Source organism: Bacillus solitudinis (assembly GCF_002797395.1).
GTDB lineage: Bacteria > Bacillota > Bacilli > Bacillales > Bacillaceae_D > Halalkalibacter_A > Halalkalibacter_A solitudinis.
In genome coordinates, this window is record NZ_KZ454943.1 from 2,122,614 (window position 1) to 2,144,803 (window position 22,190).

Below are 22,190 nucleotides of genomic sequence, written 5' to 3' on the forward strand. Positions count from 1 at the left end.
TTCAAGTCCCTTCACCCGCATTTATTAGGCGGAAGTAGTTCAGTGGTAGAACACCACCTTGCCAAGGTGGGGGTCGCGAGTTCGAATCTCGTCTTCCGCTCCAAGCTTAATATAGTTAGTCCTTTTAGACCCCGTGCCGGGGTGGTGGAATTGGCAGACACACAGGACTTAAAATCCTGCGGTAGGTGACTATCGTGCCGGTTCAAGTCCGGCCCTCGGCACCATTTTAATATTGCGCCCTTAGCTCAGCTGGATAGAGTGTTTGACTACGAATCAAAAGGTCGGGAGTTCGAATCTCTCAGGGCGCGCCATTTTTATTTGAATATAATAGTTACGGGAAGTGGCTCAGCTTGGTAGAGCACCTGGTTTGGGACCAGGGGGTCGCAGGTTCAAATCCTGTCTTCCCGACCATTTAGGGGCCTTAGCTCAGCTGGGAGAGCGCCTGCCTTGCACGCAGGAGGTCAGCGGTTCGATCCCGCTAGGCTCCACCAAAAAAGTATATTGACATAACTTTTTAGTTTTGTTAAGATATAAAAGTTGCCACTTAGCAACACTATAGTTCTTTGAAAACTGAACAAAAGCCAAGCGAAAAAATAGAGATTGTTTTATTTCGATAAATCAAATCTCGTCAATTTATTATGTAATATCGTTAGCGATATTTTTGAGCCTGTTGGTAAAACAACTCAAACACTTTTATGGAGAGTTTGATCCTGGCTCAGGACGAACGCTGGCGGCGTGCCTAATACATGCAAGTCGAGCGGACCTTTAGGAGCTTGCTCCTAAAGGTTAGCGGCGGACGGGTGAGTAACACGTGGGCAACCTGCCCCTTAGACCGGGATAACATCGAGAAATCGGTGCTAATACCGGATGATAGAACGAGCGTTCATGCGCATGTTCTCAAAGATGGCTCCGGCTATCACTAAGGGATGGGCCCGCGGCGCATTAGCTAGTTGGTAAGGTAACGGCTTACCAAGGCGACGATGCGTAGCCGACCTGAGAGGGTGATCGGCCACACTGGGACTGAGACACGGCCCAGACTCCTACGGGAGGCAGCAGTAGGGAATCTTCCGCAATGGACGAAAGTCTGACGGAGCAACGCCGCGTGAGTGATGAAGGTTTTCGGATCGTAAAGCTCTGTTGTTAGGGAAGAACAAGTGTCGTTCAAATAGGGCGGCACCTTGACGGTACCTAACCAGAAAGCCACGGCTAACTACGTGCCAGCAGCCGCGGTAATACGTAGGTGGCAAGCGTTGTCCGGAATTATTGGGCGTAAAGCGCGCGCAGGCGGTCTTTTAAGTCTGATGTGAAAGCCCCCGGCTCAACCGGGGAGGGTCATTGGAAACTGGGAGACTTGAGTACAGAAGAGGAGAGTGGAATTCCACGTGTAGCGGTGAAATGCGTAGATATGTGGAGGAACACCAGTGGCGAAGGCGACTCTCTGGTCTGTAACTGACGCTGAGGCGCGAAAGCGTGGGGAGCAAACAGGATTAGATACCCTGGTAGTCCACGCCGTAAACGATGAGTGCTAGGTGTTAGGGGTTTCGATGCCCTTAGTGCCGAAGTTAACACATTAAGCACTCCGCCTGGGGAGTACGGCCGCAAGGCTGAAACTCAAAGGAATTGACGGGGGCCCGCACAAGCAGTGGAGCATGTGGTTTAATTCGAAGCAACGCGAAGAACCTTACCAGGTCTTGACATCCTTTGACCACCCTAGAGATAGGGCTTTCCCCTTCGGGGGACAAAGTGACAGGTGGTGCATGGTTGTCGTCAGCTCGTGTCGTGAGATGTTGGGTTAAGTCCCGCAACGAGCGCAACCCTTGACCTTAGTTGCCAGCATTTAGTTGGGCACTCTAAGGTGACTGCCGGTGATAAACCGGAGGAAGGTGGGGATGACGTCAAATCATCATGCCCCTTATGACCTGGGCTACACACGTGCTACAATGGATGGTACAAAGGGTTGCGAAGCCGCGAGGTGGAGCCAATCCCAGAAAGCCATTCTCAGTTCGGATTGTAGGCTGCAACTCGCCTACATGAAGCCGGAATTGCTAGTAATCGCGGATCAGCATGCCGCGGTGAATACGTTCCCGGGCCTTGTACACACCGCCCGTCACACCACGAGAGTTTGTAACACCCGAAGTCGGTGGGGTAACCTTTATGGAGCCAGCCGCCTAAGGTGGGACAGATGATTGGGGTGAAGTCGTAACAAGGTAGCCGTATCGGAAGGTGCGGCTGGATCACCTCCTTTCTATGGAGTTTTTACTCTAGTCGATATATGACGTAGGTCATATACGCTTTGGTCTTTTGTTCAGTTTTGAAGGAACTTTTGTTCTTTCTATAGGATAGTTCTTTGAAAACTAGATAATGAAATGTAAACATGAAAGTCAAGAAAATTCATGTTTAATCGGAGACGATTAAACAAAAACCTTTTTTAATTTGGTTAAGTTAGAAAGGGCGCACGGTGAATGCCTTGGCACTAGGAGCCGAAGAAGGACGTGACGAACGACGAAACGCCTCGGGGAGCTGTAAGTAAGCTTTGATCCGAGGATATCCGAATGGGGGAACCCATCATCCGTAATGGGATGATACCCGTATCTGAATACATAGGATACGAGGAGGCAGACCTGGGGAACTGAAACATCTAAGTACCCAGAGGAAGAGAAAGCAAATGCGATTTCCTAAGTAGCGGCGAGCGAAACGGAAACAGCCCAAACCAAGAGGCTTGCCTCTTGGGGTTGTAGGACGTCTCATACGGAGTCAGAAAAGAAGAGCATAGGTGAAGCGGTCTGGAAAGGCCCATCATAGAAGGTAACAATCCTGTAACCGAAATGCCCTTCTCTCCGAGACGGATCCTGAGTACGGCGGGACACGTGAAACCCCGTCGGAATCCGGGAGGACCATCTCCCAAGGCTAAATACTCCCTAGTGACCGATAGTGAACCAGTACCGTGAGGGAAAGGTGAAAAGCACCCCGGAAGGGGAGTGAAACAGATCCTGAAACCGTGTGCCTACAACTAGTTGGAGCCCGTTAATGGGTGACAGCGTGCCTTTTGTAGAATGAACCGGCGAGTTACGATCCCGTGCAAGGTTAAGCTGATAAGGCGGAGCCGTAGCGAAAGCGAGTCTGAATAGGGCGCCATAGTACGTGGTCGTAGACCCGAAACCGTGTGATCTACCCATGTCCAGGGTGAAGTTCAGGTAACACTGAATGGAGGCCCGAACCCACGCACGTTGAAAAGTGCGGGGATGAGGTGTGGGTAGGGGTGAAATGCCAATCGAACTCGGAAATAGCTGGTTCTCCCCGAAATAGCTTTAGGGCTAGCCTCGAGGTAAGAGTATTGGAGGTAGAGCACTGATTGAACTAGGGGTCCCCACAGGATTACCGAATTCAGTCAAACTCCGAATGCCAATTACTTATCCTCGGGAGTCAGACTGCGAGTGCTAAGATCCGTAGTCAAGAGGGAAACAGCCCAGACCATCAGCTAAGGTCCCAAAGTATACGTTAAGTGGAAAAGGATGTGGAGTTGCCCAGACAACCAGGATGTTGGCTTAGAAGCAGCCACCATTTAAAGAGTGCGTAATAGCTCACTGGTCGAGTGACTCTGCGCCGAAAATGTACCGGGGCTAAACGTATCACCGAAGCTATGGATTGACACCGTATGGTGTCAGTGGTAGGGGAGCGTTCTAAGTGCAGCGAAGTCAGACCGAGAGGACTGGTGGAGCGCTTAGAAGTGAGAATGCCGGTATGAGTAGCGAAAAGAGGGGTGAGAATCCCCTCCGTCGAAAGCCCAAGGTTTCCTGAGGAAGGCTCGTCCGCTCAGGGTAAGTCGGGACCTAAGCCGAGGCCGAAAGGCGTAGGCGATGGACAACAGGTTGAAATTCCTGTACCACCTCCTCACCGTTTGAGTAATGGGGGGACGCAGTAAGGTAGGGTAAGCGCACTGATGGATATGTGCGTCCAAGCAGTTAGGCTGAGAAGTAGGCAAATCCGCTTCTCGCGAAGGCTGAGCTGTGATGGCGAGGGAAATTAAGTACCGAAGTTCCTGATCCTACACTGCCTAGAAAAGCCTCTAGCGAGGTGAGAGGTGCCCGTACCGCAAACCGACACAGGTAGGCGAGAAGAGAATTCTAAGACGCGCGGGAGAACTCTCGTTAAGGAACTCGGCAAAATGACCCCGTAACTTCGGGAGAAGGGGTGCTCTAGTAGGGTGCAAGCCCGAGAGAGCCGCAGTGAATAGATCCAAGCGACTGTTTAGCAAAAACACAGGTCTCTGCGAAGCCGCAAGGCGAAGTATAGGGGCTGACACCTGCCCGGTGCTGGAAGGTTAAGAGGAGGGGTTATCCTTTTAGGAGAAGCTCTGAATTGAAGCCCCAGTAAACGGCGGCCGTAACTATAACGGTCCTAAGGTAGCGAAATTCCTTGTCGGGTAAGTTCCGACCCGCACGAATGGTGTAACGATTTGGATACTGTCTCAACGAGAGACCCGGTGAAATTATAGTACCTGTGAAGATGCAGGTTACCCGCGACAGGACGGAAAGACCCCATGGAGCTTTACTGTAGCTTGATATTGGATGTTGGTACAGTTTGTACAGGATAGGTAGGAGCCTTGGAAGCGTGAGCGCCAGCTTACGTGGAGGCGTCGGTGGGATACTACCCTGACTGTGCTGACATTCTAACCTCGGACCGTGATCCGGTTCAGGGACAGTGTCAGGTGGGCAGTTTGACTGGGGCGGTCGCCTCCTAAACAGTAACGGAGGCGCCCAAAGGTTCCCTCAGAATGGTTGGAAATCATTCGTAGAGTGCAAAGGCATAAGGGAGCTTGACTGCGAGACCTACAAGTCGAGCAGGGACGAAAGTCGGGCTTAGTGATCCGGTGGTTCCGCATGGAAGGGCCATCGCTCAACGGATAAAAGCTACCCTGGGGATAACAGGCTTATCTCCCCCAAGAGTCCACATCGACGGGGAGGTTTGGCACCTCGATGTCGGCTCATCGCATCCTGGGGCTGAAGTAGGTCCCAAGGGTTGGGCTGTTCGCCCATTAAAGCGGTACGCGAGCTGGGTTCAGAACGTCGTGAGACAGTTCGGTCCCTATCCGTCGCGGGCGCAGGAAATTTGAGAGGAGCTGTCCTTAGTACGAGAGGACCGGGATGGACACACCGCTGGTGTACCAGTTGTTCCGCCAGGAGCATCGCTGGGTAGCTACGTGTGGAAGGGATAAGTGCTGAAAGCATCTAAGCATGAAGCCCCCCTCGAGATGAGATTTCCCATGGAGTAATCCAGTAAGACCCCTCAAAGATGATGAGGTTGATAGGTCTGGTGTGGAAGCGTGGCGACACGTGGAGCTGACAGATACTAATCGGTCGAGGACTTATCCAATATTTCTTGACATGAATGTTTACACATTATCTAGTTTTGAGAGAACTATTCTTTCAATTACATCTTGATTTAACATCAAGACAAAGCTACTTGGTCTGCTTCTGCGTGCTGCGCTACTCGTCGCAAGCTAGCAAGGAAGTATAATCAGGTCGTAAGCTTGGTGGCGATAGCGAAGAGGTCACACCCGTTCCCATGCCGAACACGGTCGTTAAGCTCTTTTGCGCCGATGGTAGTTGGGGGCTTCCCCCTGTGAGAGTAGGACGTTGCCAGGCGATAAAGCACAACCCAATCGGGTTGTGCTTTTTTTATGTTACATATATAAAAGAAACAACTTTAAATGTAGTAGAGCACGTAATCTATTTAGATTGCGTTTTTTCGTCGTGAGTAAAATGACCAAGTAACGTAGAAAATAAATAAGGTGTGGCAATACTAGCTAAAGTAAAATGATTGCAGAATTACAAAAAATTCATTATACTATACACAAAGTCAAAGATAGTCAAAGTCAAAATTGCTAGAGGGGGGGCTATGCTTGAAGAACATTTCAGATATTATTGAAAATTATTTGAAGGCTAATTTACTAAATAGCGATGAAGATTTATTAGAAATTAAAAGAAGTGAGTTAGCAAAACAGTTCCAGTGCGTTCCATCTCAAATCAATTATGTAATTAGTACACGGTTTACAGTTGAAAAGGGATATATTGTTGAGAGTAAAAGAGGCGGTGGTGGATATATACGAATAATAAAAGTAAAGCCCCACGATAGCCTAGCACTTTTTAATCAAATGATAAAAATTGTTGGAAGAGGCATTGATCAAAATACTGCAGAAAATGTAATTATTCGTCTCCATGATGAAGAAGTTATTTCGAAACGAGAAGCTAGTTTAATGCTTAGCGTTATAAATCGTTCGCTATACCAAACCAATATCCCACAACGTGATGAAATTAGAGCAAATATCTTAAAAGCTATGTTAGAAACATTGAGATACAAAGAAGATTAGAGCAACCAAACCTAAGAAAGGGTGGTATGAGGTGAAGTGCCAAGAATGTGGGCAGCGACAAGCAACACTGCATTTTACAAAAATTATTAACGGAAAAAAAACAGAATTTCATATTTGCGAACATTGTGCAAAAGAAAAAGGAGAGCAGTTCCCGGGTTCAAATAGTTTCTCCATACATCAACTTTTATCGGGATTGCTACATTTTGAACAACCTATAAATGCCGAACAAGGAAAATCTACAGAGAATACTGAATTATCTTGTGAAAAATGTGGAATGACGTATGAACAATTTACCAGAGTTGGTCGTTTTGGTTGTGCAGATTGTTATCAAAACTTCGACTCTAAACTTGAGCCACTTCTGAAACGCGTACACAGTGGAAACCATGTTCATGCAGGAAAGATACCAGTACGGATTGGTGGAGGCATCCAATTAAAAAGGGAAATTGATTCTCTAAAGAAGAATTTAAGAGCACATATTGAGCAGGAAGAGTTTGAATTAGCTGCAGAAGTTAGAGACCAAATTCGTTTATTAGAAAAACAAATTAATAACCAAGGGGAGGGATGAGAGTATGTCACTCCAACGTTTTATAAAAGAAGCAATTAGTCCTTGGATGAAAAAAGATGGGGCTGATTCGGATATTGTCTTGAGTAGCCGAATAAGATTAGCTAGAAACCTAGAGGAATACAAATTCCCTTTGTTAGCCTCAATGGAAGAATCACACGCTGTTGTCAGACATATTGAAGATGCGTTACTAAAAACTTCATCTGACACTATTGGCAAATTGGAAATTTTTCATATGGATGATATGAAAGCCAATGAAAAACGTGTCCTTGTTGAAAAGCATTTAATTAGTCCCAATTTAGCAGAACAATCAAAGTATGGAGCCGTCCTACTGAGCGAAGATGAATCAATCAGCATTATGATTAATGAAGAAGACCATTTGCGAATTCAATGTTTATTTCCGGGTTTCGAACTTAATAGAGGACTAGAAATAGCAAGCTATTTAGATGATTGGATTGAACAAAAAATAACATATGCTTTCGACGAAAAGAGAGGGTTTCTAACTAGTTGCCCAACGAATGTTGGGACTGGGTTAAGAGCATCGGTAATGATGCACTTGCCGGCTTTAGCTATTACTCAACAATTAAACAGAATTTTACCGGCAATTAATCAATTAGGTTTAGTTGTTAGAGGAATTTACGGTGAGGGTAGCGAAGCTTTAGGTAACCTCTTTCAGGTTTCGAACCAATTAACCTTAGGGAAACCTGAAAAGGATATAGTCGAGGATCTGCGTGGTGTGGTTTTACAGCTTATCCAACAAGAACGCGCAGCCCGTGAAATGCTCGTCCAAAATTCAAGATTACAATTAGAGGATCGTGTATATCGTTCATTCGGAATACTTTCCAATAGTCGAGTTATTGAATCAAAAGAAGCAACTCAGCGACTATCTGATGTTAGACTTGGTATTGATGTAGGATTAATCGAGGGCATTTCAGGGAATATCCTTAATGAGTTGATGATTTTAACACAGCCAGGCTTCCTACAACAGTTCGCAGGTGAGGTGCTAGCCCCAGATCAACGAGACGAACGGCGGGCGGCACTAATTCGCGAAAGACTAAAATTAGAAAATGAGACCAAAGAATAATTATGGAGGTGGACGTCAATGATGTTTGGACGTTTTACAGAGAGAGCACAGAAGGTACTAGCTTTAGCACAAGAGGAAGCCATTCGTCTAGGTCATAATAATATTGGAACAGAGCATATCTTACTCGGTTTAATTCGGGAAGGAGAAGGCATTGCTGCAAAAGCGTTGCAAGCATTAGGCTTGGGTTCCGAAAAGATACAAAATGAAGTCGAGACGTTAATTGGTAAAGGGCAAGAAGGCTCTAAAACCATTCATTATACACCTAGGGCGAAAAAGGTAATTGAACTATCAATGGATGAAGCACGGAAACTAGGTCATTCTTACGTGGGAACAGAACATATTTTACTTGGCCTTATACGAGAAGGAGAAGGAGTCGCAGCACGTGTCCTTAATAATCTTGGTGTAAGCTTAAATAAAGCACGTCAGCAAGTGCTCCAGCTCTTAGGGAGCAATGAAGTAGGCGGATCATCTCAACAAGGCGGTGGAGCGACTAACGCTAACACACCAACATTAGATAGCTTGGCACGTGATTTAACCGCGATTGCTAGAGAAGAATCTTTAGACCCGGTGATTGGACGTAGCAAGGAGATTGAACGTGTTATTCAAGTACTTAGTCGTCGTACGAAGAATAACCCAGTGCTTATTGGTGAGCCCGGTGTAGGTAAAACTGCTATTGCTGAAGGTCTGGCACAAGCTATTATTGCAAATGAAGTTCCTGAAACACTGCGTAATAAAAGAGTAATGACACTTGATATGGGGACTGTTGTTGCAGGGACAAAATATCGTGGTGAATTTGAAGATAGATTGAAAAAAGTCATGGACGAAATTAGGGCTGCACAAAATGTTATCTTATTCATTGATGAGCTTCATACGTTAATCGGTGCAGGTGGTGCTGAAGGTGCGATTGATGCATCGAATATTTTAAAACCATCTCTTGCACGAGGAGAACTTCAATGTATCGGGGCAACCACGATAGATGAATACCGTAAGTACATTGAAAAAGATGCTGCATTAGAGCGGCGTTTCCAACCAATTCAAGTTAATGAACCTACTTTGGATGAGTCAATTCAAATTCTAAAAGGTTTACGTGATCGATATGAAGCTCATCATCGTGTAACGATTACAGACGAAGCAATCGAAGAAGCGGTAAAGCTTTCAGATCGGTACATTCCAGACCGCTTTTTACCAGATAAGGCGATTGATTTAATTGATGAGGCTGGTTCAAAAGTTCGTCTTCGGTCGTATACAGCACCACCTAACTTAAAAGAGCTTGAGGCTCGTCTAGAAGAAACTCGTAAAGAAAAGGATGCAGCCGTCCAAAGTCAAGAATTCGAGAAGGCTGCATCGCTCAGGGACTCAGAACAGCGTTTACGGGAAGAACTAGAAGAAATGAAGAATGAATGGAAGCAAAAGCAAGGGCAAGAAAATACGGAAGTGGTTGTCGAGGATATTGCACAGGTTGTTGCTAGTTGGACTGGAATTCCAGTTTCTAAGCTAGCAGAGGAAGAAACAGATCGTCTATTAAAAATGGAAAGCATTCTTCATGAACGTGTCGTTGGACAGGAAGAAGCAGTTAAATCGATATCATTAGCCGTTAGACGTGCTCGTGCAGGATTAAAGGATCCTAAGCGCCCAATTGGTTCATTTATCTTCTTAGGGCCAACAGGGGTAGGTAAAACTGAACTTGCTCGTGCGGTAGCTGAGACGCTCTTTGGTGATGAAGACTCGGTTATTCGTGTAGATATGTCTGAGTATATGGAGAAGCATGCAACAAGTCGCATAGTTGGTTCTCCTCCTGGATATGTTGGTCATGAAGAGGGCGGACAATTAACAGAAAAAGTTCGTCGTAAACCTTACTCAGTGATTCTTTTAGATGAAATTGAAAAAGCACATCCAGATGTGTTTAATATTCTTCTTCAAGTTCTAGAAGATGGCCGTTTAACAGATTCTAAAGGTCGTACAGTCGACTTTAGAAATACAGCGATTATAATGACTTCAAATGTTGGAGCAAGTTTACTACGTAAGAATAAACATCTTGGATTTACAACAGAAACAGAAGGGCAAGAACATTCGGATATGAAGGATAAGGTAATGGGCGAATTAAAACGTAGCTTCCGTCCAGAATTCTTAAACCGTATTGATGAAATCGTTGTGTTCCACTCATTAGAGAAGAGACATATACGTGAAATTATTACGCTCATGTCTGATCACTTAAAGAAACGTCTTTTGGAACAAGGAATTGAGTTTGAATTAACAGAAGAAGCAAAGGATAAAATCACTGATCTTGGATATGATCCAGAGTATGGTGCACGTCCATTACGACGAGCTCTTCAAAAGCAAGTTGAAGACCGTCTATCTGAAGAGTTGCTAAAAGGAACAATTATAAAAGGGCAAAAAGCAATTATTGATGTGAAAGACGGAGAATTATTCGTACAAACAATTGAAAATGCACAAGTTTAAAAGTTGTTCATTAGGGGTTTCGGTCTAGAAAAAGCCGAGGGATAGTCATAATCCCTCGGCTTTTTGCCATACATATAGTTAGAAACCGACTTTGATACAGAACTCTGTTACAATTAAAAAAAGAGATGTGTTAAAGGGGCGTTGAAAGAAGCGATGGCAAAGAAAAAAACAAAATTTATCTGTCAGGAATGTGGCTATGAATCAGCAAAATGGATGGGGAAATGTCCTGGGTGCCAGGCTTGGAATTCGATGGTCGAAGAGTTTGAACCGTCGGCAAAGCAATCAAGTAGAAGCTATGTGACATCATCATTAACAGGCTCAAAGCCACAGAGACTTACAGACGTTGAAAGTGAAAAGGAACCACGAATAAATACAACGATGATTGAGTTAAACCGTGTATTAGGTGGGGGAATAGTACCAGGTTCTTTAGTGTTAGTTGGAGGCGATCCGGGAATCGGTAAATCTACATTGTTATTGCAGTTATCAGCAAAATTAGCAGAAATCAACCAAAAAGTTCTCTATATATCGGGTGAAGAATCTGTAAAACAGACCAAACTTCGAGCAGACCGTCTTGGAGTCATTTCTCCAAATCTGTTTGTTCTAGCAGAAACAGATTTAACTTTTATAGAAAAAGCGATTGATGAGGTAAATCCTGTGCTCGTCGTCATTGATTCCATTCAGACTGTGTATCAAGAAGAAATCACTTCGGCACCAGGAAGTGTTTCACAAGTTAGGGAGTGTACAGCAGCCTTTATGAAAATTGCAAAAACGAGAGGAATTGCCATTTTTATTGTTGGTCACGTTACAAAGCAAGGGTCTATTGCTGGTCCAAAACTTCTTGAACATATGGTCGATTCTGTTCTTTATTTTGAAGGTGAACGACATCATACGTATCGAATTTTGCGTGCAGTAAAAAACCGGTTTGGATCAACCAATGAAATGGGTATCTTTGAAATGAAGGAACTCGGATTGGAAGAAGTGTTAAATCCCTCTGAAATTTTTTTAGAAGAGCGGTCACAAGGCACAGCCGGATCTATAGTCGTTGCTTCGATGGAAGGAACTCGGCCAGTTCTTGTTGAACTTCAGGCGCTGATTTCTCCGACTAGCTTCGGAAACCCAAGAAGGATGGCCACAGGAATTGACCATAACCGGGTATCATTGTTAATGGCTGTTTTAGAAAAACGTGTAGGGCTACTTTTACAAAATCAGGATGCCTATCTGAATGTGGCAGGTGGTGTCAGGTTGGATGAACCTGCAATTGATTTAGCAATAGCACTTTGCGTCGCTTCAAGTTTTCGGAATCAAATAACAAGCCCAACCGATGTGGTCATTGGGGAAGTCGGCTTGACTGGAGAAATACGAAGAGTATCACGAATTGATCAGCGTGTGAATGAGGCTGCAAAGCTTGGATTTAAGAGGGCGATTATACCTGAGAAAAACCTTGAGGGCTGGACAAAGCCGAAAGGAATCGAAGTAATTGGTATACCAACTTTAGAGCGTGCGTTAGAGGTAGCATTAGGAGGGTGAAAAATGGATGACAGGAAGAAGGGTGCATTTATTCAAGATGTGTTAAAGCTTGTGGCGCCGGGTACTGCATTGCGTTCAGGGATAGATAATGTTCTCCGTGCTAAAACAGGTGGATTAATTGTATTAGGATATAATAATGAAATGATGAATATTGTAGATGGAGGCTTCTTTATTAATTGTAACTTTTCGCCGGCTTATTTATATGAATTAGCAAAGATGGACGGGGCAATCATTTTAAGTGAAGATGCTGCGAGAATATTATATGCAAACACACAATTAGTTCCAAATAATGGTATTGAATCTAATGAAACTGGAATTCGGCATCGGACGGCGGAGCGAGTAGCGAAGCAAACTGGAAACTTGGTAGTTTCCATTTCTCAAAGGCGAAATGTGATAACTTTGTACCAAGGAGACCACCGTTATTCGTTAAAGGACATCGGTGTCATCCTCACAAAAGCGAACCAAGCTATTCAAACGTTAGAGAAGTATAAGGTTGTACTTGATCAAGGGATTACTAACCTAGGGGCTTTAGAATTTGAACAGCTTGTGACGTTTCATGAAGTAACTCAAGTGATTCATCGTGTTCAGATGGTACTTCGAATTAAGCGTGAGGTTCTAAATTACATTAACGAACTAGGAGATGAAGGACGATTAATTACAATGCAACTTAATGAACTTGTTTCAAACATTGAGAAAGAAGCTGTTCATTTAATAAAGGATTACATGAGAGATAAAAAACAAGATGCGATTAATACCTTAAAGGAACTAACGAAATTCCAAACAGAGGAACTTCTGGATGAACAAGAAATCGTCAAAGCTCTGGGGTATGGAAAGAATATTAATGTTCAGGAGCAAGCGGTGTCACCGCGTGGATACCGAATACTTCACAGAATTCCGCGACTTCCATCATTAATTATCGATAATCTTATTGAAAAGTATGGCGACCTTACGAGTATCATGTTTGCGAGCATTGAAGAACTTGATGAGGTAGAAGGAATAGGCGAAGCACGCGCAAAAATGATTAAAGGCGGGCTTAATCGAATTCAAGAGCAGTTATTTGTCGATAGGCACATTTAATTTTAGAGTCCTTGACTAATCATTCTTGCGACTGTATAATTGTAAGTTTTCGAAATTGACAAACAATTTCTGATTTGGTATTTTAGAGGAAACAAACAAAATTCATGGAATTTTATGTGAAATCAAGTTTGCTAGGTTTTGAATTTGAATTCTTGTCTATAATAAGTGAAGGAGGTGAATATGGATGTTAAGGCGGATTGTACAATTGTTTTTCTTGTTAGTTGGAGGAACACTAGGATTTTTATTTATACCCGAATTAATTCATGTTATCAATTTAGGTGATGTTCCTTTATGGGTGATGAGTCCATATGTTGGGGCAATTGTAGGGGCGATTCTGTTTTTTATTGCGACTTTCTGGGTTGCGGATTACATTGTAAACATCATGAAGTTGATGGAAGAGGCTATCGTAAGGGCACCAGTCACTGATGTGTTATTTGGGTCAATGGGCTTAATTATTGGACTTATAGTAGCTTATTTAATTGGAATTCCTCTTAATGCAATTGCGATCCCAGTCGTCAGTACGGTTTTACCAATTTTCGTGACGATTATTCTTGGGTACTTTGGGTTTCAAATTGGTTTTAAAAAGCGAGATGAATTAATCAACCTTTTCACAATGACAAGAAGTTTTGGAAAAGATAGAAAAAAAGAAGAAGAAGAAGCTGCAAAAAAGAGTGGATTAGAACTAAAGATACTTGATACAAGTGTTATTATAGATGGACGCATTGCAGATATTTGTAAAACGGGGTTCCTCGAAGGTACGTTAGTTATTCCTGAGTTTGTTTTAGAAGAGCTTCAGCATATTGCTGATTCTTCAGATGTATTAAAAAGAAATCGCGGACGCCGCGGATTAGATATTTTAAATAAAATTCAAAAAGAATTACCAATAAAAGTAGAAATTTATGATGGCGATTTTGAAGAAATTCATGAAGTGGATAGCAAATTAGTGAAGCTTGCCAAGCTATCTTGTGGAGTTGTCGTCACAAATGACTTTAACTTAAATAAAGTGTGTGAATTACAAGGGGTACCGGTTTTGAATATTAATGACTTAGCAAATGCAGTGAAACCAGTGGTCTTGCCAGGTGAGGAAATGAAGGTTCAAGTTATCAAAGATGGGAAAGAACATCATCAAGGTGTCGCTTACTTAGACGATGGGACGATGATTGTGGTTGAAGGTGGACGTGAGTATATTGGAAAGCATCTAGACGTTGTGGTAACAAGTGTACTGCAAACAAGTGCTGGCCGAATGATTTTTGCAAAACCGAAGTTACTTGAAAAAGCTTTATAAGAGCAAGCGCCAGTTTCTATTTACTAGAAGAGGGCGCTTGTCTTTTGTAAAGATGTACAAGCCTTTTAATATTAAGTATGCGATAAAAGAACAGAACATGCTAAAATAAACGGATGAAAGCACGAAATGGGGAGAAAAGGATGGAGTATAGTGTTGTCATCCCAGCAGCAGGACAAGGGAAACGTATGAAGGCAGGAAAAAACAAACAGTTCATTACTTTACGTGGTGAGCCAATTATCATTCATACGCTCAAAGTATTTGAAGAAGACCCGTGGTGTCAGGAAATTATTCTAGTGGCCAATGAGCACGAGTGTGGGGCGATGAGAGAGATCCTAACAACCTACTCAATTGAAAAAGTAAGTTGTATTGTTAGAGGGGGAGAGGAACGGCAACATAGTGTAAGGAGAGGAATCGATGCTGTAAAGAACCATGATATTGTGTTAATTCATGATGGTGCTAGACCGTTTATTGATTTCAGAACTATTCATCAACTTGTTGAACAAGCGGCAAAAACGGGTGGAGCCATTGTTGCAGTACCCATTAAAGACACCGTTAAACGGGTGAAGCAGTTAGAAGTATCTGAAACCATTAACCGTTCTGAGCTGTGGGCTGTGCAAACCCCTCAAGCCTTTAAACGAGAACTTATTAAACAGGTACATATACAAGCAGAACGAGAACAAAAGATTGGTACTGATGATGCGAGCTTAATGGAATGGTATAATCACAAAGTTACAGTTGTAGAAGGAGATTATCTTAACATAAAGTTGACGACGCCTGAGGATCTTATTTTTGCTGAAGCGATTTTAAGTAAAATAGAGGAGAACAAATAAATGATGAGAATAGGACAAGGCTTTGATGTACACCAATTAGTTGAAGGGCGCCCATTGATAATAGGAGGAATCACCATTCCTTATGATAAAGGTTTGTTGGGACATTCTGATGCGGATGTATTATTACATACAATTGCTGATGCAGCCCTTGGTGCGATTGCAGAAGGTGATATTGGGAGGCATTTCCCGGACACAGATGCTGAATTTAAGGACGCAGATTCGGCAAAGCTTCTAGAACATGTATGGAAGCTTGTAAAAAAGAAAGGCTATCAATTGGGGAATATTGATTGTACGATTATTGCTCAGGCTCCGAAGATGGCTCCTCATATTAAATCGATTCGAGAACGCATCGCAGAACTCTTGGAGTCTGAAACAGATCAAGTAAACGTTAAAGCAACAACCACAGAAAAATTAGGATTTACAGGGCGAGGTGAAGGAATTGCTGCGCAAGCAACAATTCTTCTATTAAAACGTGTATAGAGACTTGACCAGTCTGTTGTTGGTGCTAAAATAGAGAAAGTGAAAAATATGGCATATTCAGATGCTAGAAATGGATGGTGTAAGCATGGGAAACGATGTACGAGTTCGCTTTGCCCCAAGTCCAACAGGACATTTGCATATTGGTGGTGCCCGTTCCGCTCTTTTTAATTATTTATTTGCACGTAGTCAGGGCGGTAAATTTATTTTACGTATTGAGGATACAGACCAAGCTAGAAATGTAGGAGAGGCGAAAGAAAAGCTTCTTAATAGCTTAAAATGGCTAGGAATTGAATGGGAAGAGAGTATTGATGTTGGTGGTGACTATGGTCCTTATAGCTGTATGGAGCGTTTAGATATTTACACGAAACATATTAAACAGCTTCTTGATGAGGGGAAAGCATATTACTGTTATATGACGGAGGAAGAACTTGGAGCTGAAAGAGAAGCTCAAATTGCCCGAGGCGAAATGCCACGTTATAGTGGAAGAGATCGGAATTTAACGGAAAAAGATCGTCAAGCTTACGAAGAAAAAGGATTGAAGCCAGTTGTTCGTTTCCGTGTTCCTGAAGGAAAAGAAATAACCATTGATGATGCGGTGCGCGGAAACGTGACGTTTGAATCAAACGGAATTGGAGACTTTGTTATTGCTCGAAAAGACGGGATTCCGATGTATAACTTTGCTGTTGTTATTGATGATGCCCTGATGAAAATGTCACATGTTATACGAGGTGAAGAGCATCTCTCGAATACGCCGAGACAGGTTATGCTTTACGAGGCATTTGGATGGGAGCCACCGCGCTTTGCTCATGCATCATTAATTTTAAATCCTAATCGTCAAAAGATGAGTAAGCGTGATGAATCAATTATTCAATTTGTAGAGCAATATAAAGACCTGGGTTATTTACCAGAGGCTCTGGTTAACTTCCTGGCATTACTTGGTTGGTCTCCCGTCGGCGAAGAAGAAATATTTTCGATGGAAGAGTTAGGACAACAATTTAGTTTAGAGCGGGTTTCGAAGGCGCCTGCGGTTTTTGATACAGATAAGCTTGCTTGGATGAATAATCAATACTTAAAAAAGGCCGATTTGGAAACAGTCGTTTCGTTAGCTTTACCTCATCTTGTGAAAGCAGGTAGGCTACCAGAGGAGATGAGTGCCGAACAACGTGAATGGGCAACTCGACTTATCGGACTTTATCAAGAACAAATGCAGTACGGAGCGGAAATTGTTGAGTTGACAGAGTTGTTCTTTAAAGTGGAAATTGAGTATAATGAAGAAGCAAAAGAGGTACTCGCCGAAGAACAAGTATCAGATGTTTTAAAGCAATTCTTAGCTGAGGTTGAACAGCTAGAAGAGTTTACGGCAGCAAACATTAAGGCTGCCATAAAGGCAACTCAAAAAGCAACAGGGCAAAAAGGGAAAAAACTATTTATGCCGATTCGTGTGGCAACAACAGGTCAAACACATGGCCCAGAGCTAGCCGATTCAATTGAAATAGTTGGAAAGTCAAGTGTCTCCGCAAGATTGCAAAAACTGATTTAATCATGTATAACTGATGTATAAATAATCGTAACGTATTGAGAGGGAAAAGTAAAAAGTATTCGTGTCTTTCAGAGAAAATCACCTTTGGCTGGAAGTGGTTTAGACCCGTGCTTTTGAAATGCACCCTTGAGTCTCTTTCTGAACATATAGTAGGAAAGGGCGAGTGGCTTCGTTATCTGCTAAAAAGATAAGTAGACCTAGTCTCTTAAAACAGAGTGGAACCGCGCAAAAGCGCCTCTGTGCAATATATTGCACAGAGGTGTTTTTTTTGTATAATCAAAAGTATTTATGCAAGGATGGCTGTTCTACTTGAGACGATAAATTCTATTTTATTTTTATTAGGAGGGGAGAGAGAAAAATGGGAAAGATATTTCGAACTTTATTAAATGATGTAGACGTAGTTTTTGAACAAGATCCAGCAGCGAGAAGTCGGCTTGAAGTTATTTTTACCTACTCAGGGGTCCATGCCATTTGGTCACATCGGTTTGCCCATTGGTTTTGGACGAAAAGGTTATTCTTCTTAGCGCGGTTTATCTCGCAAGTTAGTCGCTTTATAACAGGAATAGAGATACATCCTGGAGCCGTTATTGGACAACGTCTATTTATTGACCATGGGATGGGCGTTGTCATTGGCGAAACCTGTGAAATTGGGAATGACGTGACAATTTTCCAAGGTGTGACTTTAGGTGGTACCGGTAAGGAAAAAGGAAAGCGGCATCCAACCGTGAGAGACGGAGTCCTTATTGCGTCAGGGGCAAAGGTATTAGGTTCATTTACAATTGGGGAAAATGCAAGGATAGGAGCTGGCGCGGTTGTTTTAAAGGAAGTGCCAGAAAATTCAACGGTTGTGGGTATCCCGGGTAGGATTGTTATTCAAAATGGGATTAAGGTAGAGAATGGTCTTAATCATCACCTTATGCCTGATCCAGTTTCAGATAAACTTAAGGAACTGGAAGAAGAAATAAAAATGTTACGCGAAGAAATAAAAAAGTGAGTACATCCATCACGTATCAATTAGTTGGCAACATAGTTTATAAGAAGTTAGCAAAGGAGGAGTCTTCAGATGGCCATACAGCTTTATAACAGCTTATCAAGAAAAAAGGAAACCTTTATTCCGCTAAAAGAGGGTAAAGTAAAAATGTATGTTTGTGGTCCAACTGTCTATAATTATATCCATATAGGGAATGCAAGACCACCTATCGTTTATGATATGGTTCGCCGTTACCTAGAATACCGAGGTTATGACGTTACATTTATATCTAATTTTACGGATGTTGATGATAAAATTATCCGAGCGGCAGCCGAACTAGGGGAAGAAGTGTTGGATGTCGCCAACCGATTTATTGAAGCCTATCACCAGGATACTTGTGCACTTGGAGTCAAAAAGGCAGATTACCATCCACGAGTAACTGAAACCATTCCTGAAATTATTGACTTTATTACAAAATTAGTAAAAAAGGGCTTCGCTTATGAATCTGGTGGCGATGTTTATTATCGTACTAGAAAATTTAAAGAGTATGGAAAACTCTCCTCCCAGTCTATTGAGGATCTTCGTTCAGGGGCGCGTATCGAAATCGATGAACGAAAAGAAGATGCCCTGGATTTTGTTCTTTGGAAAACAGCTAAAGAAGGAGAAGTATTTTGGGAAAGTCCATGGGGAAACGGACGACCAGGTTGGCATATCGAATGTTCAGCAATGGTAAAGAAATATTTAGGAGATACAATTGACATCCATGCCGGCGGGCAAGATTTAACATTCCCTCATCATGAAAATGAAATTGCACAATCTGAAGCCCTAACGGGAAAGACAATGGCAAATTATTGGCTTCATAACGGATTTATTAATATCGAGAACGAAAAGATGTCGAAATCACTCGGAAATTTTGTTTTAGCTAATGAAATCATTCGACAACATTCTGCAGAAGTCGTCCGCTTTTTCATGCTGACCGCACATTACAGAAGTCCAATTAACTTCAGTGATGAACTACTTGAAGGGGCAAAAAATGGATTAGAACGATTAAAAACTGTAGTATCAAGTTTAAAACATCGCTTACAAGAATCAGCAGACTATGGCGGAGAGGGTTCGTGGCTAAAAACGATAAAGACCTTTAAAGAACGCTTTATTGCTGAGATGGATGATGACTTTAATAGTGCGAATGGAATCTCCGTTTTGTTTGATTTAGCCAAAGAGGCAAACTATTACTTGCGGGAAAAGCAAACGTCTCAACAAGTACTAAAGGCTTTTATTGCCCAGTTCCAAGAATTTGCAAGTGTATTAGGATTAGAATTAGATGAACAAGAAACATTACTTGATGAGGAAATTGAACAATTAATTGTTAAAAGAAATGAAGCCCGTAAAAATCGTGATTTTGGGTTAGCCGACCAAATCCGTGACCAGCTTAAAGAGCAGGGAATTCTCCTTGAGGATACAGCTCAGGGTATTCGTTGGAAAAGAGGCTAGGTATATGAGATTAATTGAAGCAACAACTGATTTACGTCAGTTAAATGCCCTTGCTCTAGCCTATATGGGCGATGCGGTTTTGGATACCTATGTACGTTATTATTTAATTGCAAAAGGGAAGGTGCGCCCTAATCGTCTTCATACTGAGGCCACTAAATATGTCTCTGCTAAAGCGCAGGCAGATGTGCTTCACTTTTTAAGTGAAGAAGGGTTTTTTTCAGAGGAAGAAGAAGCTTTAATTAAACGTGGACGAAATGCCAAGTCGGGAACCATTCCAAAAAATACGGATGCTGCAACGTACAGTTACTCTACAGCTTTTGAAGCCCTACTTGGTTTTTTATATTTGCAGGAGAAACAAGGGCGTTTAGATGAGATTATGATGCGTACATTTGTCTATATTGAAAATAAACAAGCTTAGAAAGGAGGAACAGCCATGAATCAAGAGTTTATTGTCGGGAAAAACCCAATAATTGAGGCATTAAAATCAGGGCATTCAATTAACAAAATTTGGATTGCGGAGGGTTCTCAAAAAGGGCAGATGTCAAAGGTTTTAGAGCTTGCTAAAGAACATGGTGTTCTTGTTCAGAATGCGCCGAAAAAAAAGCTTGAACAGCTCACAGATACTACGAATCATCAAGGGGTTGTTGCCTCTGTTGCTGCCTATGAGTATGCCGAGATGGAAGATTTATTTAGTAATGCAGAGCAAAAAGGGGAAGAGCCATTTTTTCTCATTTTGGACGAAGTGGAGGACCCTCATAATCTAGGTTCAATCCTGCGTACAGCAGATGCTGTTGGTGCACATGGTGTCATTATCCCAAAACGTCGTGCTGTAGGCTTAACACAAACCGTAGCAAAGTCTTCGGCGGGAGCGATTGAATATGTACCTGTTGTAAGAGTAACGAACATTGCCCGAACGATGGAAGACCTAAAAAAGAAAGGGATATGGTTTGCAGGAACCGATGCCTTAGGAAATGATGATTATAGAGAAGCGGCGTTAGATATGCCGATCGGTCTTGTTATTGGCAGTGAGGGTAAAGGGATTAGTCGCCTTGTAAAGGAAAAGTGTGATTTTTTAATCCATATTCCGATGGTCGGAAAAGTAACATCCTTAAATGCGTCTGTGGCGGCAAGTTTATTAATGTATGAGGTATATCGCAGGCGAAATCTAAGGGATAAATAGTATGAAAGACATTTTGCTTGTTGATGGGTATAATATGATTGGTGCTTGGCCAGAGCTTCGTCAACTGAAAGACCGAGACCTGGGTCTTGCACGAGATCGATTAGTTGAAATCATGGCCGAGTATCAAGCCTATACTGGTTTTGAAGTAAACATTATTTTTGATGCTCATATGGTGCCTGGAATTGGAAAAAAGTATAATAATTTTCGCATCAATGTACTGTACACCCGAGAAAGTGAAACGGCAGATGAACATATTGAAAAGCTTGTCCACGAATTGAAGCAAATTGATACGCGAATACATGTAGCAACTTCGGACTTTACAGAACAATCCCTAGTATTTGGAAGCGGGGCACTAAGAAAGTCGGCCAGGGAACTATTAATTGAAACGGAGGTCGTTGGAAAAGGGATTAATCAAGATGTCGAAACTAGGAAAAAAAACCGAAATTCGACAAAGATTCCCCTTTCTAAAGAAATAGTTGAAATTTTTGAAAAATGGCGTCGAGGCCAATAATGGGTGGTTGACCTCCTGGAAATCTGTGCTATATAATGTTCCTATTAACAGCCAAAGGTCAGGGGGATTGTCGTGAACGTAGACCTGCATGAAACCGTATTAAAGCCAAATTATAACCAATTGGATGACGATTTATTAGTGGAACAGGTACGTATTGGAGACAGTGGAGCCCTTGAATACTTAATTAACAAATATAAGAATTTTGTAAGGGCAAAGGCGAGATCATACTTCCTAATTGGAGCCGATCATGAAGATATTGTACAAGAAGGAATGATTGGACTCTACAAGGCAGTCCGTGATTTTAAAGGGGACAAGCTCTCCTCTTTTAAAGCCTTTGCTGAACTTTGTATAACTCGTCAAATTATTACGGCAATTAAGACGGCAACAAGACAGAAGCACATACCTTTGAATTCATATATTTCATTGGATAAACCGATGTATGATGAAGAATCAGACCGTACATTGTTGGATGTTATTTGCGGTACTAAGGTGACAAATCCAGAAGAGTTACTAATAAATCAAGAAGAATTTGAAGACATTGAATTAAAGATGGGAGAGATTTTAAGTGAACTTGAACAACAAGTGCTTATGCTCTATCTGGATGGACGATCCTATCAGGAAATTTCAGTAGATTTAAATCGTCATGTCAAATCAATAGATAATGCCTTGCAACGGGTTAAGCGTAAACTCGAGCGCTATGTGGAATTAAAAGGCGTAACGTTGTAAGAACCAAGCGGTATAACTCACCTATTTTTGTAAGAAACTTCACATAAGTAAGAATTGACACACTATTTTTCGTATGCTAGAGTAAAATAGTGTGTAT

The 22,190-nt window shown here is 42.4% G+C and carries 16 protein-coding genes, 6 tRNA genes, 3 rRNA genes and 1 other annotated feature (1 of these 26 only partly in view); all 25 genes read left to right on the top strand.

Going from position 1 to position 22,190, the window contains the following annotated elements; all coding sequences use genetic code 11:
* A tRNA-Leu gene (locus CEF19_RS10080) sits at positions 1 to 20 on the top strand; it begins 62 nt to the left of the window's first position.
* Positions 21 to 28: 8 nt separating this feature from the next.
* A tRNA-Gly gene (locus CEF19_RS10085) sits at positions 29 to 103 on the top strand.
* Between the two features lie 32 nt (positions 104 to 135).
* Positions 136 to 224: transfer RNA gene (locus CEF19_RS10090), tRNA-Leu, on the top strand.
* A 10-nt stretch (positions 225 to 234) separates the two neighbouring features.
* A tRNA-Arg gene (locus CEF19_RS10095) sits at positions 235 to 311 on the top strand.
* A 23-nt stretch (positions 312 to 334) separates the two neighbouring features.
* Positions 335 to 411: transfer RNA gene (locus tag CEF19_RS10100), tRNA-Pro, on the top strand.
* A 4-nt stretch (positions 412 to 415) separates the two neighbouring features.
* Positions 416 to 491: transfer RNA gene (locus tag CEF19_RS10105), tRNA-Ala, on the top strand.
* A gap of 201 nt (positions 492 to 692) precedes the next feature.
* Positions 693 to 2,245 (top strand): 16S ribosomal RNA (locus CEF19_RS10110).
* 190 nt (positions 2,246 to 2,435) lie between these two features.
* A 23S ribosomal RNA gene (locus CEF19_RS10115) occupies positions 2,436 to 5,373 on the top strand.
* A gap of 156 nt (positions 5,374 to 5,529) precedes the next feature.
* Positions 5,530 to 5,645, top strand: a 5S ribosomal RNA gene (gene rrf / locus CEF19_RS10120).
* The 16S, 23S and 5S rRNA genes sit together here with 6 tRNA genes alongside, the layout of an rRNA operon.
* Before the next feature lie 257 nt (positions 5,646 to 5,902).
* Positions 5,903 to 6,370 (top strand): CtsR family transcriptional regulator, encoded by a 468-nt coding sequence (locus tag CEF19_RS10125; RefSeq protein ID WP_100405963.1) that lies wholly within the window; start codon positions 5,903 to 5,905, stop codon positions 6,368 to 6,370.
* A gap of 31 nt (positions 6,371 to 6,401) precedes the next feature.
* On the top strand, positions 6,402 to 6,935 hold the full coding sequence (locus CEF19_RS10130) for a protein-arginine kinase activator protein McsA (protein ID WP_100405964.1): 534 nt from the start codon (positions 6,402 to 6,404) through the stop codon (positions 6,933 to 6,935).
* A 4-nt stretch (positions 6,936 to 6,939) separates the two neighbouring features.
* The gene (locus tag CEF19_RS10135) at positions 6,940 to 8,016 is read left to right on the top strand and encodes a protein-arginine kinase McsB (protein WP_100405965.1); all 1,077 of its coding nucleotides are present in this window, start codon (positions 6,940 to 6,942) and stop codon (positions 8,014 to 8,016) included.
* Between the two features lie 18 nt (positions 8,017 to 8,034).
* The gene (gene clpC, locus CEF19_RS10140; protein ID WP_100405966.1) at positions 8,035 to 10,476 is read left to right on the top strand and encodes an ATP-dependent protease ATP-binding subunit ClpC; all 2,442 of its coding nucleotides are present in this window, start codon (positions 8,035 to 8,037) and stop codon (positions 10,474 to 10,476) included.
* Positions 10,477 to 10,629: 153 nt separating this feature from the next.
* Positions 10,630 to 12,003, top strand: a complete 1,374-nt coding sequence (gene radA, locus CEF19_RS10145; RefSeq protein WP_100405967.1) for a DNA repair protein RadA — start codon at positions 10,630 to 10,632, stop codon at positions 12,001 to 12,003.
* Positions 12,004 to 12,006: 3 nt separating this feature from the next.
* Entirely contained in the window at positions 12,007 to 13,080 is a 1,074-nt protein-coding gene (gene disA, locus CEF19_RS10150; RefSeq protein WP_100405968.1) for a DNA integrity scanning diadenylate cyclase DisA, read from the top strand.
* Positions 13,081 to 13,264: 184 nt separating this feature from the next.
* Positions 13,265 to 14,365, top strand: coding sequence for a PIN/TRAM domain-containing protein (locus CEF19_RS10155; RefSeq protein WP_100405969.1), 1,101 nt, complete (start codon positions 13,265 to 13,267; stop codon positions 14,363 to 14,365).
* 140 nt (positions 14,366 to 14,505) lie between these two features.
* Entirely contained in the window at positions 14,506 to 15,195 is a 690-nt protein-coding gene (ispD, locus tag CEF19_RS10160; protein WP_100405970.1) for a 2-C-methyl-D-erythritol 4-phosphate cytidylyltransferase, read from the top strand.
* Positions 15,196 to 15,675: a 2-C-methyl-D-erythritol 2,4-cyclodiphosphate synthase gene (gene ispF / locus CEF19_RS10165; protein WP_100405971.1), complete on the top strand. Its 480-nt coding sequence runs from the start codon at positions 15,196 to 15,198 to the stop codon at positions 15,673 to 15,675. It abuts the gene before it with no gap.
* Between the two features lie 85 nt (positions 15,676 to 15,760).
* Entirely contained in the window at positions 15,761 to 17,215 is a 1,455-nt protein-coding gene (gltX, locus tag CEF19_RS10170) for a glutamate--tRNA ligase (protein WP_100405972.1), read from the top strand.
* Positions 17,216 to 17,241: 26 nt separating this feature from the next.
* Positions 17,242 to 17,457, top strand: a binding site (T-box leader).
* A gap of 116 nt (positions 17,458 to 17,573) precedes the next feature.
* A complete protein-coding gene (cysE, locus tag CEF19_RS10175; protein WP_100405973.1) occupies positions 17,574 to 18,209 on the top strand; it encodes a serine O-acetyltransferase in 636 nt (211 codons plus the stop codon).
* A 69-nt stretch (positions 18,210 to 18,278) separates the two neighbouring features.
* Positions 18,279 to 19,676 (top strand): cysteine--tRNA ligase, encoded by a 1,398-nt coding sequence (cysS, locus tag CEF19_RS10180; RefSeq protein WP_100405974.1) that lies wholly within the window; start codon positions 18,279 to 18,281, stop codon positions 19,674 to 19,676.
* A 4-nt stretch (positions 19,677 to 19,680) separates the two neighbouring features.
* A complete protein-coding gene (locus tag CEF19_RS10185; protein ID WP_100405975.1) occupies positions 19,681 to 20,094 on the top strand; it encodes a Mini-ribonuclease 3 in 414 nt (137 codons plus the stop codon).
* Positions 20,095 to 20,109: 15 nt separating this feature from the next.
* Positions 20,110 to 20,856 carry a 23S rRNA (guanosine(2251)-2'-O)-methyltransferase RlmB gene (gene rlmB / locus CEF19_RS10190; protein ID WP_100405976.1) on the top strand — a complete coding sequence of 249 codons (747 nt, stop codon included), beginning with the start codon at positions 20,110 to 20,112 and terminating at the stop codon, positions 20,854 to 20,856.
* A gap of 1 nt (position 20,857) precedes the next feature.
* Positions 20,858 to 21,367, top strand: a complete 510-nt coding sequence (locus CEF19_RS10195) for an NYN domain-containing protein (RefSeq protein ID WP_100405977.1) — start codon at positions 20,858 to 20,860, stop codon at positions 21,365 to 21,367.
* Between the two features lie 72 nt (positions 21,368 to 21,439).
* A complete protein-coding gene (gene sigH / locus CEF19_RS10200) occupies positions 21,440 to 22,093 on the top strand; it encodes an RNA polymerase sporulation sigma factor SigH (protein ID WP_100405978.1) in 654 nt (217 codons plus the stop codon).
* Positions 22,094 to 22,190 lie beyond the last annotated feature (97 nt).